We start from the raw sequence: 16,165 nt of genomic DNA on the forward strand, positions 1-16,165 counted from the left end.
CCGAAAGGCGTCCCAAACACCTGCAGCCGGCCCGGCCGACGACGGGTCCGCTCCCGATATCGGCGCGCACTCATGGCCGGGGATCTCAGCCCCGCCGACGGCGGCTAGCAATCCACCCCACCAGCATCGCGAATACTGCGGTGACCGTGATGATGAGTTCAGGAATTGAACGTAATCGGGTGGCAAGTGTGAACTCGGTATTGAGCGGGACCTGTGCGACGAGGGCATCGGCAGTGAACATTTCGGTCTGCTCGAGGACATCGCCATTCGCCGCGATAATCGCGCTGGCACCGCTGGTGGCTGCTACCACCACCGTGCGGTTGTGTTCGACAGCGCGCAGCCGCGACATCGCCAGCTGCTGATAGGTCATGTCGGTATCGCCGAAGGTTGCATTGTTCGTTGGTACCGCGATCAACTGCGCCCCCGACCGAACCGACTCGGATACCAGATTATCGAACGCGACCTCATAACAGGTGGCCACAGCGAGCGGTGTCTCATCGATGGTCACCACACCATCGCCGTTACCGGGCACGAAGTTGCCCGCCTGCGCGGCATAAGGCGAAAGCTTGCTCACGATCGATCGCATTGGCAGATATTCACCAAATGGAACCAGGCGTCTTTTGTCGTGCGCATCGCCAGGTCCTGTTCCTTGCTCCCACACCAGCGCTGCATTTCGGGTGGTACCGGAGCCAGTGGACACCACCGCCCCCACAAGGATCGGAGCGCCGATCGTCTCTGTGGCCGCATCGATCCGCTCTGCAGCGTCGGCATTGCGAAACGGGTCGATGTCTGATGCGTTCTCCGGCCAGATTATTAGATCTGGTGCGGGCTTCACTCCCGCGGCGACCTCGGCGGCGAGAGCGTCGGTACGAGCCACATGATTGTCCAGTACAGCGCGCCGTTGCGCGTTGAAATCCAGACCGAGTCGGGGCACGTTGCCCTGGACTAGGGCAACCGCTTTAGAGGGGGTGGTGATCGCTGCGGTAGGGACGGGCATCGAGCCGAGTGCAGAGGCGGTCACAAGCACCGACCCGAGCAGCGACACCGAGCGCCAGGCGGAGCGCCGAGCAAGTCCGACGACCACTGCAGCCGTCGCGCTGCCCCCCAGTGCAACGGACAGGCTCACCCCTGGCGCCCCAGCGATCTGAGCGATCGCCAGTAATGGTCCATCAGTCTGACCGAACGCCAGCCGGCCCCAGGGAAACCCGCCGAAGGGCAGGCGCGCTCGAACGGCTTCGGTGGCCACCCAGCAGCACGCGATCCACAGTGCAGCCCCGGGCAGCCGCGCCACCAGTGCGGTGGCCCCAGCGAAGACAGCGACTGCCACGGCCTGTAGCGCCGCTAATGCTAGCCAGGGGACAGCGCCGACATAAACCCCCACCCAGGGCAGTAAAGGTACGAAGAACCCGAGACCAGCCAGGTATCCCAATCCGAATGCGCCGCGCACGCCGATCCCTCGGACCGCCAGAACCAAAATGGCAAGACCGGCCGGGGCGAGAAACCACAAGGATAGAGGCGGGAAACTGGTGTACAGCAGTATTCCTGCGCCCAATGACGACACCATTCGACCAAGCGCACGGCCGACGGGGTGACTATTTAGCCACCGCCGAGAAGGCGTTGACCACGGTTGATTTCGGGTAACCCCGCCCATCCTGAGGCCGACTGCTGGCAGCACCACCGATTGCGGCCCACGGTTCTTCTGTCGTGTTGTCATGTCACGCTCGCGAGGTGCGCTCTCGTCTTCCGCAGAGGTCGCGGGGGGAGCGAATCGAACCCGTTCACGGCCTCGCTGAGTCCACGCGCGCGGCCCCGGAGCGGGGCCCGGCACATGCCTCCGACCGGGACGCACAGAGCGGATCGGAAGCATATCTGCCGGGTCACCCGGCGAGCTGGCCGATCTGGAACTCGGCGAGCCGCGATTGTGGCTGGGACGCTCCACTGTGCTGGTCGGTGAAACTCTCTGTCCCGTCTGTGCCGCACAGCTGCTCGATCCGGTCCGGCCCGCCCGGGTGTTGGTCGACCCACGCGGTGAGGTCGTAGACGATGTTCTCGATCACGGTCCAACACGAGTCGGTCGAATCGTTCTGCTGGACCTCGGCCATCGTGACCTGTTTCTCGGCTCTCTCGCCCGTCTGGAGCTGCTCTGCCTGCTCTGGCGCGCCCGTGTCGTTCCCGGCGCAGCCCACAGCTAGGAGCAGGGCGGCGGTGGAGCCGGAGGCGGTGAGTGTCCTGCGCAGTCTCATTCGATCTCCTCGTATAGTGATCTACCGAAAGTCCAGGCGGCCAGCCACGTACACAGGACCGTGAGCACCAGTGCTACGCCGATGTGAAATGCCAAGGTCGAACTGCCCCCTAAGCTCGCTTGGGCGAACGTGGCCCCGAACAGGACGAGGGCGACGACTGCAGCCCAGCGACCTCGCCGTGTAGCCCACGCGCGCCACCCTAGAACCAGAGCCAGCACGCCGGTGAGGACATGAAGGGCGATGGCGGCCGAGCTGTGGACGTCCAGACTGGTGCCGTCCTGGACCAGCACCCCTGCCGAAGTGAAGAGGAGTCCGACGGCGCTGACTGTCACTAACGCCACCGCTCGTGCGAGCAACAACAATCGTCCGGAAATCTGTAAATCTTGTGATCGCGACACTTTCCCTTTCTCGAGCTGCTCGTCCACTTCTTCGTGGTGGGAGGCGGCCGGCGACCCGCCCCACTTGTCCCCCAATGCCGCACGCACTGTCACATCTGGAGATTGTGCTGTGCTGACCTCTTGATTCGGTCGGGGTTTGATGAAGGTCTGATCAAGATCCCGGACGTGACGGTCGCTGACGCGCTGCTGATTTGGTGCGCGGCCAGTTGGGGTGAACCTGGGTGAAGCCTGTCAGGACGTCCAGCTTCCGAAGGCCTTCCCATGTCGCCCACGTAGTCCCTGACACTCGCAACAGGCAGCTTGATGAACGCTGCCAGAGGCTGTGGTCAGAGGGAGACTCTAGGCACGATGCACGCTGGTGGGGGCCGCTCCCGGTCGTTCTTCGACACGGGCGTGCAGGCCCCCACTTCTTGCGACGGCGGACTCTGCTCGTCTAAGTTCGAGCAGAAGTCACATCACGAAACCATCACGACATAGCGGCAGGGGAGACACGGCGGCAGTGGAGCGAAGACGTGCACACCGCAAGGAACACCCTTCAACTGTCGACATCTGGGCGAGTTCGGGTCGCCCTCGAGGTGGCGGTACGCATCGCCAACCCTCCGCCCGGCCCGAGTTACGCGATCAGGTCGTCGTCGTCACGGTCGCCGCCGGGGCCATCGTGTCCTCGATAAGTTTTCTAGTGGACCAGCACACAGAGGCTGGTGGTGAGCACATTCACCTCATCGCGCACGAGGAGTCGATCAGTCCTGCTGGCCAGTCTGGAGACATAGCCCTTCCCCCGGCTGAACTGCCTGGGCCCGTTGCGGTGCAAGGCGACCTCCCGCTGGAGAGCGCTGCCGCCATGGTGTCGTCATTGGCGGCAGGCACCGAAATCGACGCTCGCCGGCAAGTTGCCGAGGAGACCGCGCGCCGTCCAACAGCAGCGATGCCGACAGTCGGGACCCTCACGTCTGAGTTCGGCCAACGCTGGGGCTCGCTCCACGGCGGCATCGATATCGCAAACGCGATCGGAACCCCGATCGTGGCGGCCACTGACGGGACCGTCATCGATGCCGGCCCGGCGCAAGGGTTCGGCAATTGGGTCCGACTGCTGTCGGATGAGGGCACGATGACCGTTTATGGACACATGGAAGAGGTTCTCGTGTCCACCGGCCAGCGTGTACAGGCTGGACAGACGATTGCCCTCATGGGAAGTCGTGGCTTTTCCACCGGGTCGCACTTGCACTTCGAGGTGTGGTTGAACGAGGGACGGGAGCGCGCCGACCCCATCGAGTGGCTCCGGGAAAACGGTATCGCGACCAACTGAGTCAGCCCTTGGAGTGAGCCGGGGTCTGCGGTAAGGAGATCGTGAATCGGGCGCCGCGGCCGAGCCCGTCGCTGTGAACGCGGATATGGCCTTCGTGGGCTTCGACCAGTGCGCGAGTAATGGTGAGTCCGATGCCGCTTCCTCCGTGTGCCCGGTCGCGTGCGGTGTCGACGCGGTAGAAGCGGTCAAAAATGTGGTCGAGGTGCTGCGCTGCGATGCCTTCTCCAGTGTCGGCGATAGTGATCTCCACGTTCCCGTTGTGTAGGCGACTGGTGACGGTGACCATCCCACCTGAGTCGGTGTGGCGGAGCGCGTTGTGCAAAAGGTTGGTCAGGACCTGGTTGATTCGATCACTGTCGACAGTGATCGGTATTGCCTGATCAATACGTGCTTGGAGCAGCACATTTTTGTGCGAGTACTCGGGGCGCAGGGCGTCGATCGCGGCCGCGATGATGCTGCGAGTGTCGGTACCGATGGGGATGAGACGCGTGAGGTGTTCTTCGGCTCGGGACACCGCGCTGACGTCGTGAGCGAGCCGGCCTAGCCGACCAGTCGCGGTTCGCAGAATGCGCAGCGTGTCGTCGTCGAGTGCACGGACGCCGTCTTCGATTGCCTCAAGGTGGGATTCGAGCGTGGCCAGGGGAGTCCGCAACTCGTGTGCGAGATCTGAGAGCATCCGTCGGCGTGTGGTTTCGGTGGCATCTAGTCGTCGTGCCAGTTCGTTGAAGCTGGCGACAAGATCGTCGAATTCACGACCTATTCTCGGCTCGTGTACTCGTGAGTCGTATTGTCCACCGGAGATCTGCTGGACTGATCGGGTGACCGGGGTGATCGATCGTTGAACGCGGCGGGCGATGTAGCCGCTGACAGCCAGCGACAAGATCACCGATACCGCCAGTGCGATCGACCAAGACAGCATCATTGACGAGTTGAATGCCTCCTCCATATGGGCTGCTTCGGAGGAGTTCTGTGACAGTCCGGCCATCTCCAGATGCTCGTGGAAGATTCCGGGGGCAAGTATTGCGGCGACGACCCAGGCACTGACTGCGAAACCGATCATCACAAAAGCGAGCGCCGCCAGTAGCCGGGTACCGAAGGTGGCAGTGGTGAACCACCGCTTGAGGCGCGTCACGTTGTCACCCAGATCGATCCGGCTCACTGACCATCTCCGGTGCGGTAGCCGACACCGCGGACGGTGCGGATGTATGCGCCCCGGGACGCAGTGTCTCCGAGCTTGCGTCTCAGGTGCGCGATGTGGACATCAACAAGGTGCGTGTCGCCGACCCAGTCGGGCCCCCAGATCGCATTGATCAACTGCGTCCGGGACAGCACCAAGCCGGGGTCTCGCGTCAGTGCCGCCAAGAGGTCGAACTCGGTCCTGGTCAACTGGATCGGGGTGGTGTCGACGGTGACCTCGCGGCCTTCGACGTCGATTGCCAGTGCCCCAATCCTTCGCAGCTCTCTGTGATCGGAGGCCGCAGACGGGGAGCGTAAGGCCGTAGACGATCGAGGACGGCGCAGCATGACCTGGATGCGGGCCATGAGCTCTCGTGGGCTGAACGGTTTGGTCATGTAGTCGTCGGCTCCCACGGACAGTCCGATGAGGGTGTCGACCTCCTCGGTGCGGGCGGTGAGCATGACGACATACGCATCGGAGAAGGTGCGCAACTGGCGGCATACTTCGACGCCGTCCAGCCGCGGAAGACCGAGGTCTAGCACGACGACGTCGGGATCGACTTGCCGGATCAGGTCGACTGCGTCCTGCCCGTCATGAACGACCGTGAGGTCGAAGCCGTCACGAGTCAGATAGGTACCGATGAGGTCGGCGAGCTCACGCTCGTCTTCGACGACCATCGCCCGCAACCCTGCGGTCGCGCGAGTGGTCGGTGACTCACCTTCAGGTCCGGCGTCTCGAGAATCGGATGTGGACATAAGGCCAATCATCGTCGTAGGTCTGCCACTGGCGCCTACCGCGTGCTCGATCTTGATCAGACCTTCATCAAACCCCGACCGGATCAATGGGGTCGGCGAAGGACAATCTCCAGATGTGACTATGCGTGCTAGAGCGGTGCTGATGATGCTATGAAGCCGGCGACGCCCCACCGGAGCTGCCCCTCGATCCGGCTCGTCGCACCGGGAACGGCAGAGGGGACTCAAATCAGTGCCTAGGATAGCTCCGGTCACCGCGTTCATGCGCAACTCATGGCGCACTCTCACCGCGATGCGCACGGCATTGATTCTGCTATTTCTGCTGGCGGTGGCGGCGATACCGGGGGCACTCCTGCCGCAGCGCAGCCTCAACCAGGGAAACGTCAATCAGTACATCGCGGACAACGGCTGGCTGGGGGAGTTCTTTGACAAGCTCCAGCTGTTCGACGTGTTCTCCAGCTGGTGGTTCACAGCCGTGTACGTGTTGCTGTTTATATCGCTGGTGGGCTGCCTGACACCGCGGTCGATTGATCTGGTCAAACAACTCAAGGCCCCGCCGCCGCTTGCCCCGCGTAACCTTGCACGCCTGCCGCATCATGCGGCGTACCGGACCACGGCCACGCCGGAGCAGGCCGCGGACCAGGTCCAAAAGAGCCTCAAGGGCTGGCGGGTCCGTCGCAACAACGGGGACGGTCGCGTGTCGGGCAGCATCGAGTTGTCCGCGGAGCGCGGGTATGCGCGCGAGGTGGGCAACATCGTATTCCACTTCGGCTTGCTGTTCCTGCTGATCGCGTTCGCGGCCGGCAAGTTCGTGTACGCGGAGGGCATGCGGGTGATCATCGCCAACGAGGAAGCGCCGGCCTTCTGCAACACCACGCCTAGTGCGTACGACTCCTTCCGGGCTGGTCTGCTGGTAGACGGCACTGATTTGGCGCCGTTCTGTATCAAGGTCGAAGACTTCCGTACCGACTATCTACCCAATGGCCAGGCGGAGATGTTCACCTCCAACATTCGCTTCAGTGAGGAGGTCACCACCACCGATCCAGACACATGGGATCCCTACACATTGCAGGTCAACCACCCGCTGCGCATCGGCGGCACCCGTGTCTACCTCCAAGGTCACGGCTTCGCGCCCACGTTCACGGTCACGTTCCCCAACGGCGAGACCCGTACAGACACAGTGCAGTGGCAACCGACGGACCTGTTGACTTTTCTCTCCTCCGGCATCATGCGCTTTGATCCGCCAGCCGGCATGTACCCGGACATCGACGACCGCCTCGAGCAGCAGATCGCCATCCAGGGGCTGTTCGCACCGACCGCCTCGTTCGACGGCAACATACTCAGCTCCCGTTTCCCGCGGATGGACGACCCGGCGGTGGCGATCGACGTCTACCAGGGCAACGCCGGCCTGGACAATGGCGGCGCACAGTCGATCTTCTCGCTGGACCCCGACCTAATGGAGTCGGGCGCGTTGGAGCGTAGGGCCCGCGTCAACCTCATGCCCGGCGAATCCACGACCCTGCCCGATGGCACCGAGGTTCGCTTCGATGGAGCCGACGAGTTCATCAACATCCAGGTCTCGGAGGACCCTACTCAGATCTGGGTGGGCGTGTTCGCTGCCGTCATGGTGGGTGGACTCGTCCTGTCGTTGATGGTCCGTCGCCGAAGGATCTGGGCACGGGTCATTGTCGACGGGGCCCAGGCGACCCGCGTCGACCTGGGTGGCCTCGCTAAGACGGACAGATCGGGCTGGGGCCGGGAATTCGACGACCTCCGGGACCGGCTGGCCACCATTGCTACTGCTACACCCGTCTTGCCCGAACCTGGCGACACTGCATCTAGTCGAGGCGCCGACCCCGACGCTTCGTGGAAGGACAACATCCGGTGAACACTGTGATTCTCGCGCAGGGACTGCCTGTCAACGAGACGCTCTCCACCTACAGCGACCTGGCGTATAGGTCCGCGTTCGGTCTATACGTGCTGGCGCTTGTCGCATCGTTGATCTACTACGCCGGATTCCGGGTAGCCAAGGTGACTAAATCAAGCCGGAACCTAGTGGGTGCCGGTGGGCCCGGGCTCACAGAATCAACCTCTCTCACCGACACCGGAGACGAGGACCGTGAGTCCGCAGGCAGTGTCCGCTGGGCACGGATCGCACAGCTATTCATCATCATCGCCTTCCTCTTCCAAGCGGCTGCGCTGATCCTGCGCGGGGTGGCCACAGGTCGCTTCCCGTGGGGCAACATGTACGAGTTCATTCTGGCCACCACGCTGCTGGGAGTGGGCGCCGGGCTGATTTTCCTGCGCAAGCCGGCCCTGCAGGTGGCCTGGCCATTCGTACTGGTACCGGTTCTGATCCTGCTGTTTTTCGGCGGCACCAACCTGTATTCCGAAGCCTCTCCCGTCGTGCCGGCACTGCAGTCGTACTGGCTGCCCATCCACGTCTCGATCATCTCGCTGGGATCGGCCATACTGCTGATATCCGGCGTCGCCTCGATCATGTACCTGATCCGGGTGTGGCAACCGCAGGGTCAGGAAACGGGCTGGAGCTCTGGGCTTTCCCGCCCACTACCGCATGCCGACACTCTCGACCGACTGGCCTATCGCACCGCTGTGATCGCATTCCCGATCTACAGCGTGGGCATCCTGCTGGGCGCTGTCTGGGCCGAGGGCGCGTGGGGTCGCTTCTGGGGCTGGGACCCCAAAGAGACTGCCTCCTTCGTCTCTTGGGTCCTTTACGCCGGCTATCTGCACGCCCGTGCCACCAGTGGCTGGGGCCCCAAGAAGGCCGCTTGGATCAACCTCGCCGGGTTTGCGGTGCTCATCTTCAATCTGTTCTTTATCAACATCGTGGTCTCCGGTCTGCACTCCTATGCTGGCCTGAACTGAACGGTTGAGGAGCACTTCGCAGCCTCGATATCTGCTTTAGAAAGCGCAGCATCCAACTCCGCGAAATGAAAGAAGCGGGGCCGGCTATCGCCCCGGTCCGACTCGGGCAGGAGACGCTTTTTGGCACCGTGCGAGGCGAGCCGGGTAACCACACTGGGCTAGGTGGAACCGTTCGCGGCACCTCGGGGAAGCCGGTGGCTCCCTGAGTCCGACTACGAAGAGATCGGCAGAACGAAACTGTGAGCTCCCGCAATGAATCCGAACTGACCGGCCGCCGTGTCCGCCCGGCCACCTGGGCGATCCTGGCGTGGATGATCATCATGATCGCCGCCATCCTGGGGGCGTGGAAGGGGTCGGAAGCCCGGTTCGGTGTGCTGTCGGAGATCACCGTGGCCACCGACCGCAGCACCGTCAAGGCTCTGCCCTTCACCGCGACCGACCTGGACGGCAACTCCTTCACCAACCCGGTGCCCGAATTCGTGGTGCGCAGCGAGCACACACTGACCGTCCGATTGTCCACCGAGCTGCGCGAGTCGACGATGAACGTCTACGAGGTGCGTCAGGGCGGTACCAACGAGTACATCGTCGAGGCTGGCGGTGCCGGCGAGCTACTCATTCCGGTGAGCACCCCGGAGCATGGCCCCATCGAGGGCCTAGCCATCCGGTCGGTCCCGATCTTCTATGACAAAGCCGGTGAGCCGTCGATCCTCAACGGCGAATGGTCCGTGTCCTTCGTCTACGAGGACTGAGCGCCCCAGTGGCGGCAGCGGTATCGGCCTGACCATCACTCGCGCACTCGTCGAAGCCCACGGCGGGAACATTCGAGCGCACAGTGACGGGCCCGGCCGAGATGCAAGTTTCACTGTCGAGTTTCCGAGCTCTGGCCGCTCTCCCACTAACCGAGCCGGCATTTCCGGCGCGCAAGTGGCCGGGCCCGGTCTGATTTGACCGAAGAAGGGAGTCAGCTTATGTGTCGACCGACGTGGCGCTACCGCCTGCTCTACCGTGCGCGGACGGCGCCTTGCCCACGGCCGGGACCGGCGACGGAGGACGATCTCGTGCTGCGGTACGCCACGATCGCTGATCTCGGCGCGACCGCGCAGTTGCACGTTGAACAGCTACCGGCCGGTTTCTTCCCCGGCCTGGGGCCACGATTCATGCGTCGCTGGCACCGGACCTACCTTGATTCCCCGCACGGCGCGGACGCCTGCTTGGCAGAAGAGGCGGTTGCCGACCTGCGGAACTGCATCCGTACCAATCTCGACTGCGCCGATGTCTGCGTCGCCACCGCTTCCGTCCTGAGTCGCCGAACGGGCAGCAACCTGACCGTGGTCACCGAGTTGCTCAAGGCCTGCCGTGCCGCGTGCGCTACTTGCGCCGAAGACTGCGAGGCTCACGCCGACATGCACGAGCACTGCAAGCTGTGTGCTGACGCCTGCCGTCGTTGCGAAAAGGCCTGCAGCGACCTCCTCAGCGCCATTGGCTGAACCCGCGGCGCCGCTGTAGTCGTTGCTCGACTGGGTGTGCGACTTAGGTCCTACGGCGACAACCGACGATCTAGGGGGTTCTCTCCTATAAGCGGGCTCTCCTGTACGGCCCCCGGCTCCCTCCCGCACCTACTCGACGCCCCTTCCGGCTGGGGAAGGCTGCCGCTCCCAGCCCTACAGGATCCCGGGGCCGTCGAGGGCAGCCCACAGGACACCGGCCAGGACGCCCAGCGCCAGGCTCGCGGTCGCGGCGACCGCGGCCGTGACGGCCGGCCAGGCGGCCATCCCGCCGCGTCCGGGGAACTCGGCGGCTTGGGAGTCGGGTCGGGCGAAGACGGGGGCGAACCAGCGCAGGTAGTAGAAGAGGCTGATCACGCTGTTGACCACCACCACCAGAGCCAGCCACCCGTGACCGCCGTCCCAGGCGGCGGTGGCGGTGGTCAGTTTGCCCACGAAGATCGCCAGGGGCGGGGTGCCCACCAGCCCCAGCAGCGCCACCAGCACGGTCAGTCCCAACCCTGGGCGGGAGCGGGCCAGCCCGCGGTATTCGGCGAGCGTCCGGTGCTCGGGCAGGGCAGCGGTCACGGCAAAGGCGGCGACGTTGGTCACGGCGTAGGCGGCCAGGTAGAACAACAGCGAGGGCAGGGCCAGGTCGCTGCGCCCGGCTGCGGCCACGGGCACCAGCAGGAACCCCACCTGCGCCACGGTCGACCAGCCCAGTAGCCGGCGGGGATCGGTCTGCCAGTAGGCGGCCAGGTTGCCCAGGAACATCGAGGCGGTGGCCAGTAGGGCGGCGACGAGCAACCAGGAGTGCTCTTCGGCGGAGACCGTGGCCACCAACCGGTACACGGCCACCAGCGCGCCCACCTTGGGCACGGTGGTCAGGAACGTGGCGGCGGTGACCCCGGAGCCCTGGGCGGCGTCGGGCACCCAGAAGTGCATCGGCACCCCGCCGGCCTTGAACAGCAGCCCGGCCAGCACCCCCAGGATGCCTGTCCCCACGGCGGCGTCCGGTGCGGTGGGCAACGCCTCCCGGAGCAGGGCGTAGTCGGTGCCTCCGGCCAGGGCATAGAGCACGGTGACGCCCAGCATCAGCAGGATCCCGGACAGCGCCCCCATGAGGTAGGTCTTGACCGCCGCCTCGGCGCCCAAGCGGCCGCCGGTGAGTCCGATGATCCCGTACAGCGGGATGCTGGCCAGCAGGAATCCCACGATCAGCACCAACAGGTCGGTGATCCCGGCCAGGACCATCACCCCGGCGGTGGCGAAGAGCAGCAGGGCGTAGGTGTCGGATTCGCGCGGGGAGTCCTTGAGCTCCCCGGAGGCCACCCCCAGGATCAGCAGGGTGGCCAGGGTGGCTATCACCCGTGCGGCGCCGGTGGCGGTGTCCACGGCAAAGGTACCCGCAAAGGCGCTTTGCGCAGGCCCGGCCATAGCCACCGCGGCGGCGGTCGCGGCGCCCAGTAGCGCCAGGGCGGCCGCGGCGCGGGCGATCCACTGGCGCTGCCGGGGGAGGAACGATCCGCCCAGTAGCACCGCCAATCCGCCGGTAAAGACGATGATCTCGGGCAGCAGCAGCCCGGGGCTCATCTGCATGGAGGCGTCCACGGGTTACCGTCCCACCAGTTCCACGAGGGCGGCCGAGCTCGGCTCGATCACCCCGAGCAGCACCAGCGGCAGCACTCCGATCAGCACGGACAGCGCCAGCAGAGGGCCGGCCGACCACAGCTCGTGCGCCCGCAGGTCCGCGAACCCGGGGGAGCGCCCGGCGGCGGGCCCGGTGAAGACCCGCTGCAGGGCCCGCAGGAACAGGGCGGCGGTGATCACGATGCCCACTAGCGCCACTGCGGTCACCGGGGCCACGGCCACGCTGCCGGCGAAGATCTGGAACTCGGCTATGAACCCGGAGAACCCGGGCAGGCCCAGGGAGGCAAAGGCGCCGATCGCGAACAGCGCCGCGTACCGCGGGGCGGGGTCGGCCAGCCCGCCATAGGAACCCAGGTCGTAGGTCCCGGCCCGGCTCTGCATGACCCCGGCCAGCAAGAACAGGGCGGCGGTGATCAGTCCGTGGCTGACCATCTGCACCATCGCGCCGGTGACCGCCACGGACCGGGCCTGCTCGGCACCCTCCACCAGCAGCCCGGCCGCACCCAGGGCCAGGACGATGTAGCCCATGTGGTTGACGGAGGTGTAGGCGATCATCCGCTTGAGGTCGGTCTGGGCAAGCGCCACCAGTGCGCCGTAGAGCACGGAGACGATTCCCACGGCCACGATCACCCAGGCCCACGCCCGCCAGACCTCGGGCAGCATCGGCATGGCGATCCGCACGAAGCCGTACGCGCCCATCTTCAGCAACACCCCCGCCAGGACGGCCGAGCCGGCGGCCGGGGCGTCGGTGTGGGCCGGGGGAAGCCAGGTGTGGAACGGCACGGTGGGGGTCTTGACGGCCAAGCCCACCAGGATCGCCGCCAGCACCAGCCCCCCGGCGAGCGGCTCACCGGCCAGCGGGGGTGCGGCGACCAGCTCGGGGATGTCAAAGGTGTGGGGCGCCGAGAACACATACAGCCCGATGAAACCCAGCAGCAGGGCCAGCGACCCCAGGAACGTGTAGAGGAAGAACTTCAGCGCCGACCGGGCCGCATTGCCGTGGCCCCACCCGGCGATGATGAAGTACATTCCCACGATCGACAGGTCAAAAAAGACGAAGAACAGGATCAGGTCGGCCGAAACGAACACGCCGAGGCTCATGCTCTGCAGGAACAAAAATAGCGCCGCCTGCACGCGCGGCCGGTCCGAATCCCGCAGGCAGTACACAGCGCACGCCAAGAACACCACGACCGTCATCGCCACCAGCGGCAGGGACAGCCCGTCGATGCCCACGTGGTAACTGCTGCCCACCCCCGGGATCCACGGCACCTGCTCCTCGAACGCCAGCCCGTTCGGTCCCGGGTCCTTGTAGCCGGCCCACACCACGGCAACCAGCAGCACTTCCAGCACGCTCACCGCGATCCACGCCCATCGCGCGGCCGCCGGCCCGATCGCCGGCACCGCGGCCAGGACGGCGGCGGCGGCCAAGGGGAGAAAGACGATCAGACTGAGCATGCTCATCCCATCACTGCGTAGACGGTCCAGGCCACCACGGCCACGGTGAGCACCGCGACGGCCTGCAGGAGGTACTGGTGGACGGCCCCGGTCTGCGGGGTGCGGGCCAGGTGCCCGAGTCGGCGAACCCAACCGGCCAGGCCCTCGACGGCGCCGTCGACCACGGCGTCATCGAGGCGGGCCGCGCCCTGCCCGGCCGTATGGGCGGCCCGTGCGGCTGCTCCGACTCCGGCGTCGAGGACCTCTTCGTCGAACCGCGCCACGGACCGTGCCAGCATCGGGACGGCCCCGGCCACGGAGGTCACGGCGCGGTCCAGGACCGCGTCGTCGAACCGGGCCAGGAGGTGCGCCAACCGCATGACGGGAACGACGACGACAACGTGCGCAGCAGCCTCCAGCCCCAGCCACCGCTCGGCCCACCCGAGTTCCGGGGCGCGTAGACGTCGCATCAGCAGCACCACGGCCAGGGCGATGGCGGCCGAGACCACGAGCTCGAGCGCCGTCACCTCGCCGTGCCCGCCCATCGCCTGGGCGAGGGCGCCGCTGAGCGGGGGCAGCGCCAACACCGACACCGCGGCCGCCCCCGCGGCCAGCACGACCAGCGGGGCCTGCTCGAGCGCCCCCACCTGCCCGGTGCCGAGCTCTTGCGTTGCGCCGACCTCCCGCCCGGCGGTGGGCTCCTCGACCCGGGCCTGGGCCCCGCGGTGCCAGATCGTCCATAGGACCTTGCCGGAGTAGGCCGCCGACAGGGCCGCCGCCACCAGTCCTGTGGCGTAGAGCCAGGCCGAGGTCTCCAGGGCTCCAGCCAGCACCGCGTCTTTGGTCGCCCACAGGGACAGCGGCGCGATCCCGGCCAGGGCCAGGGCTCCCACGGTCGCGGTCACGCCCACCACCGGCCATCGGCGGCCCGCCCCGCGCAGTTCCGTGAGCTTCTCGGTGCCCAACGCGGTGAGCCACGCCCCGGCAGCGAGGAACAGCAGTGCCTTGGTGGAGGCATGAGCCACCAGTTGGGCGGCACCTCCGCTCACCGCGCCCACTCCGGCGGCCAGCACCACAAATCCCATCTGCGCCACAGTGGACGCCGCCAGCAACTGTTTGAGATCCCGTTGGGCCAACGCCACGATCCCCATCGCCACCGCGGTCAGTAGCCCGATCCACGCGGCGGCCGGGCCCGCCCACCCGGTGGAGGCGAGCAGCGGCTCCACGCGCAGCAGCAGGTAACCGCCCATTGCCACCATCGCCGCCGAGTGCAGCAGTGCGCTGACCGGACTGGGGCCCTTCATCGCGCCGGAGAGCCAGAACGAGAACGGCAGCTGCGCGGCCTTGCCCAGTGCCGCCACCAGGATCCCGGCCGCCACCACGTGCCGCCACGGGCTCTCCGCCGCCGGCAACTCGGACAGGCCCATACCGGCGCCGCCGGCCAAGGCAGCGCCGGCGGCCAGGTAGAGACCCAGGTCGGCGGTACGGGTGGTGAGGAAGGCCGTGAGCCCGGCCGAGACGCGGTCGGTGTCCCGCCACCAGAACCCGATCAACGCGTACGAGGTCGCGCCCATCAACTCCCAGGCAAACAGCAGCGCCGGCAGGCTGGCGGCCGAGGCCGTGATCAGGGCCGCGGCGGCGAAGAGCAGCATCAGCCCGTGGAAGCGGGGCCGGGCCGCCCGGATGTTGCCGGCCGCAAAAACCAGCACCAAAAGGGTCACCACTGCGACCATCGGCAGGGTCAGCGCCGCCAGGGCGTCGACCTCCAATGCCACGTCGACGCCGGCGATGAACGGGAACGCCACCGCAGGCCGCGCAACGGCGACGACAGCCGCCAGCAGCGCGGTCACGGCAGCGGTCGATACCGCGATCGGGGCCGCAACCCGCTCCGCCCGGGTCAGCGCGAGCACCGCACCCACGGCAGCCGGGAGCACCACCAGGGTCAGCAGCAAGGTCTGGTCGGCGGTCATCCGGAGAGATCCTCGGCCATGTCGGTCATGTCGGTCTGCCGCTTGCGGTGCAACAGCGTCGCCACGGCAAAGCCCATGGCCATCTCCACGGTCATGGCCGCCAGCACCACCAGCAGCAGCACCTGCCCGGAGGGGCCCGGGGCCAGGAACCACCAGAACCCCGCGGCGGCCAGGAGCACCCCGTTGATCATCAACTCCAGGCCCATCATCACCATCACCACCACCTGCTGGGACAGGGCCCCGTAGAGCCCGACGGCGAACAGGGCGGCGGCCACCACCAGAACGGCCTCCAGGGTCATCGACCCACACCTCCCGGCTGGGGGTCGTCGGCCGGGCGGCGCCGCAGATCGTCGCCGAGCCGGTCGTAGCGGGTGCGCCCGGCGGCCAGGACGATCCCGGCCACGATGGTGGCCACCATGACCGCGCCCACCACGGCCATCACCAACATCTTTTCGCCCATGATCTCCAGGCCCAGCGCGTTGGTGAGGTCCTCGGGTGGGGCGCCACGTCGCTCGGGCCACGGGATCAGCAGCGCCCCGGCGGCCAGCAGCACAAAGACCCCGACCGAGGTGCCGATCGCGGTCTTCTTCCCGTGGGTCATGTCCATCGGCATCAGCGCCGGGTTCATGCCCATGAACATCACCATGTAGACCGCCATCACCGCCATCTCCATGACCATCATCAGAATCGTGATGATGCCCAGGTAGCTCTGACCCAGCAGCAAAATCATCACCCCCACGGCGATGAACGATGCCGCCAGCGCGTAGGTGGCCCGGGCCATCGAGTCCACCACGAACACGGCCGCCCCCGCGGTCACCGCCACCACAGCGAGTACCCAGAACACGATCCCGACCAGCACGGC

General features: G+C 66.3%; 15 protein-coding genes and 1 pseudogene. 6 read left to right on the forward strand and 10 right to left on the reverse strand.

Annotated elements, in window-relative coordinates:
* Nucleotides 1-85: 85 nt before the first annotated feature.
* The 3 genes from lnt to H483_RS26850 form a co-directional block, all read right to left on the reverse strand.
* The gene (gene lnt, locus H483_RS38515; protein ID WP_238556250.1) at nucleotides 86-1,564 is read right to left on the reverse strand and encodes an apolipoprotein N-acyltransferase; all 1,479 of its coding nucleotides are present in this window, start codon (nucleotides 1,562-1,564) and stop codon (nucleotides 86-88) included.
* A 313-nt stretch (nucleotides 1,565-1,877) separates the two neighbouring features.
* Nucleotides 1,878-2,243: a cytochrome b5 domain-containing protein gene (locus H483_RS26845; RefSeq protein ID WP_017836387.1), complete on the reverse strand. Its 366-nt coding sequence runs from the start codon at nucleotides 2,241-2,243 to the stop codon at nucleotides 1,878-1,880.
* Nucleotides 2,240-2,734, reverse strand: a complete 495-nt coding sequence (locus tag H483_RS26850) for a hypothetical protein (protein WP_238556251.1) — start codon at nucleotides 2,732-2,734, stop codon at nucleotides 2,240-2,242. Before H483_RS26850 ends, H483_RS26845 begins: the two co-directional genes overlap by 4 nt.
* 586 nt (nucleotides 2,735-3,320) lie before the next feature.
* Here H483_RS26850 and H483_RS26855 point away from each other — a divergent pair.
* Nucleotides 3,321-3,947, forward strand: coding sequence for a M23 family metallopeptidase (locus tag H483_RS26855; RefSeq protein WP_031264729.1), 627 nt, complete (start codon nucleotides 3,321-3,323; stop codon nucleotides 3,945-3,947).
* 1 nt (nucleotide 3,948) lies between these two features.
* Here the strand turns inward: H483_RS26855 and H483_RS26860 are convergent, their stop codons facing one another.
* Together H483_RS26860 and H483_RS26865 are read right to left on the reverse strand one after the other, a co-directional pair.
* Nucleotides 3,949-5,106: a cell wall metabolism sensor histidine kinase WalK gene (locus tag H483_RS26860; protein ID WP_017836390.1), complete on the reverse strand. Its 1,158-nt coding sequence runs from the start codon at nucleotides 5,104-5,106 to the stop codon at nucleotides 3,949-3,951.
* Entirely contained in the window at nucleotides 5,103-5,801 is a 699-nt protein-coding gene (locus H483_RS26865; protein ID WP_017836391.1) for a response regulator transcription factor, read from the reverse strand. The genes H483_RS26860 and H483_RS26865 overlap by 4 nt, the downstream gene beginning before the upstream one ends.
* 337 nt (nucleotides 5,802-6,138) lie before the next feature.
* On the opposite strand from H483_RS26865, the gene H483_RS26870 reads away from it, so the two are divergent.
* The 5 genes and pseudogenes from H483_RS26870 to H483_RS26885 all read left to right on the forward strand — a co-directional run bounded on the left by H483_RS26870 (nucleotide 6,139) and on the right by H483_RS26885 (nucleotide 10,252).
* Nucleotides 6,139-7,764 carry a cytochrome c biogenesis protein ResB gene (locus H483_RS26870; RefSeq protein WP_017836392.1) on the forward strand — a complete coding sequence of 542 codons (1,626 nt, stop codon included), beginning with the start codon at nucleotides 6,139-6,141 and terminating at the stop codon, nucleotides 7,762-7,764.
* A complete protein-coding gene (ccsB, locus tag H483_RS26875; protein WP_017836393.1) occupies nucleotides 7,761-8,765 on the forward strand; it encodes a c-type cytochrome biogenesis protein CcsB in 1,005 nt (334 codons plus the stop codon). Before H483_RS26870 ends, ccsB begins: the two co-directional genes overlap by 4 nt.
* Before the next feature lie 239 nt (nucleotides 8,766-9,004).
* Complete coding sequence (locus H483_RS26880; RefSeq protein WP_007626376.1) at nucleotides 9,005-9,514, forward strand: DUF2771 family protein; 510 nt, start codon at nucleotides 9,005-9,007, stop codon at nucleotides 9,512-9,514.
* Nucleotides 9,513-9,713 (forward strand): annotated as a pseudogene (locus H483_RS38520) (ATP-binding protein); the annotation flags it as partial. The gene H483_RS26880 and the pseudogene H483_RS38520, both read left to right, overlap by 2 nt.
* Nucleotides 9,714-9,823: 110 nt before the next feature.
* Entirely contained in the window at nucleotides 9,824-10,252 is a 429-nt protein-coding gene (locus tag H483_RS26885; RefSeq protein ID WP_007626378.1) for a four-helix bundle copper-binding protein, read from the forward strand.
* Nucleotides 10,253-10,426: 174 nt separating this feature from the next.
* Here H483_RS26885 and H483_RS26890 read toward each other — a convergent pair whose 3' ends face one another.
* Genes H483_RS26890 through H483_RS26910 form a run of 5 tightly spaced genes read right to left on the reverse strand, consistent with a single transcriptional unit; the run spans nucleotide 10,427 to nucleotide 16,162 of the window.
* Nucleotides 10,427-11,842 carry an NADH-quinone oxidoreductase subunit N gene (locus tag H483_RS26890; RefSeq protein ID WP_042329325.1) on the reverse strand — a complete coding sequence of 472 codons (1,416 nt, stop codon included), beginning with the start codon at nucleotides 11,840-11,842 and terminating at the stop codon, nucleotides 10,427-10,429.
* Between the two features lie 21 nt (nucleotides 11,843-11,863).
* Entirely contained in the window at nucleotides 11,864-13,354 is a 1,491-nt protein-coding gene (locus H483_RS26895; RefSeq protein ID WP_031264733.1) for a NuoM family protein, read from the reverse strand.
* Nucleotides 13,355-13,356: 2 nt separating this feature from the next.
* Nucleotides 13,357-15,303, reverse strand: a complete 1,947-nt coding sequence (locus H483_RS26900; protein ID WP_017836396.1) for an NADH-quinone oxidoreductase subunit L — start codon at nucleotides 15,301-15,303, stop codon at nucleotides 13,357-13,359.
* On the reverse strand, nucleotides 15,300-15,602 hold the full coding sequence (locus H483_RS26905) for an NADH-quinone oxidoreductase subunit K (RefSeq protein WP_017836397.1): 303 nt from the start codon (nucleotides 15,600-15,602) through the stop codon (nucleotides 15,300-15,302). The genes H483_RS26900 and H483_RS26905 overlap by 4 nt, the downstream gene beginning before the upstream one ends.
* Entirely contained in the window at nucleotides 15,599-16,162 is a 564-nt protein-coding gene (locus H483_RS26910; RefSeq protein WP_017836398.1) for an NADH-quinone oxidoreductase subunit J, read from the reverse strand. Before H483_RS26910 ends, H483_RS26905 begins: the two co-directional genes overlap by 4 nt.
* Nucleotides 16,163-16,165: the final 3 nt, after the last annotated feature.

The organism is Dietzia sp. UCD-THP (assembly GCF_000349585.1).
In the GTDB taxonomy this organism is placed as follows: Bacteria; Actinomycetota; Actinomycetes; order Mycobacteriales; family Mycobacteriaceae; genus Dietzia; species Dietzia natronolimnaea_A.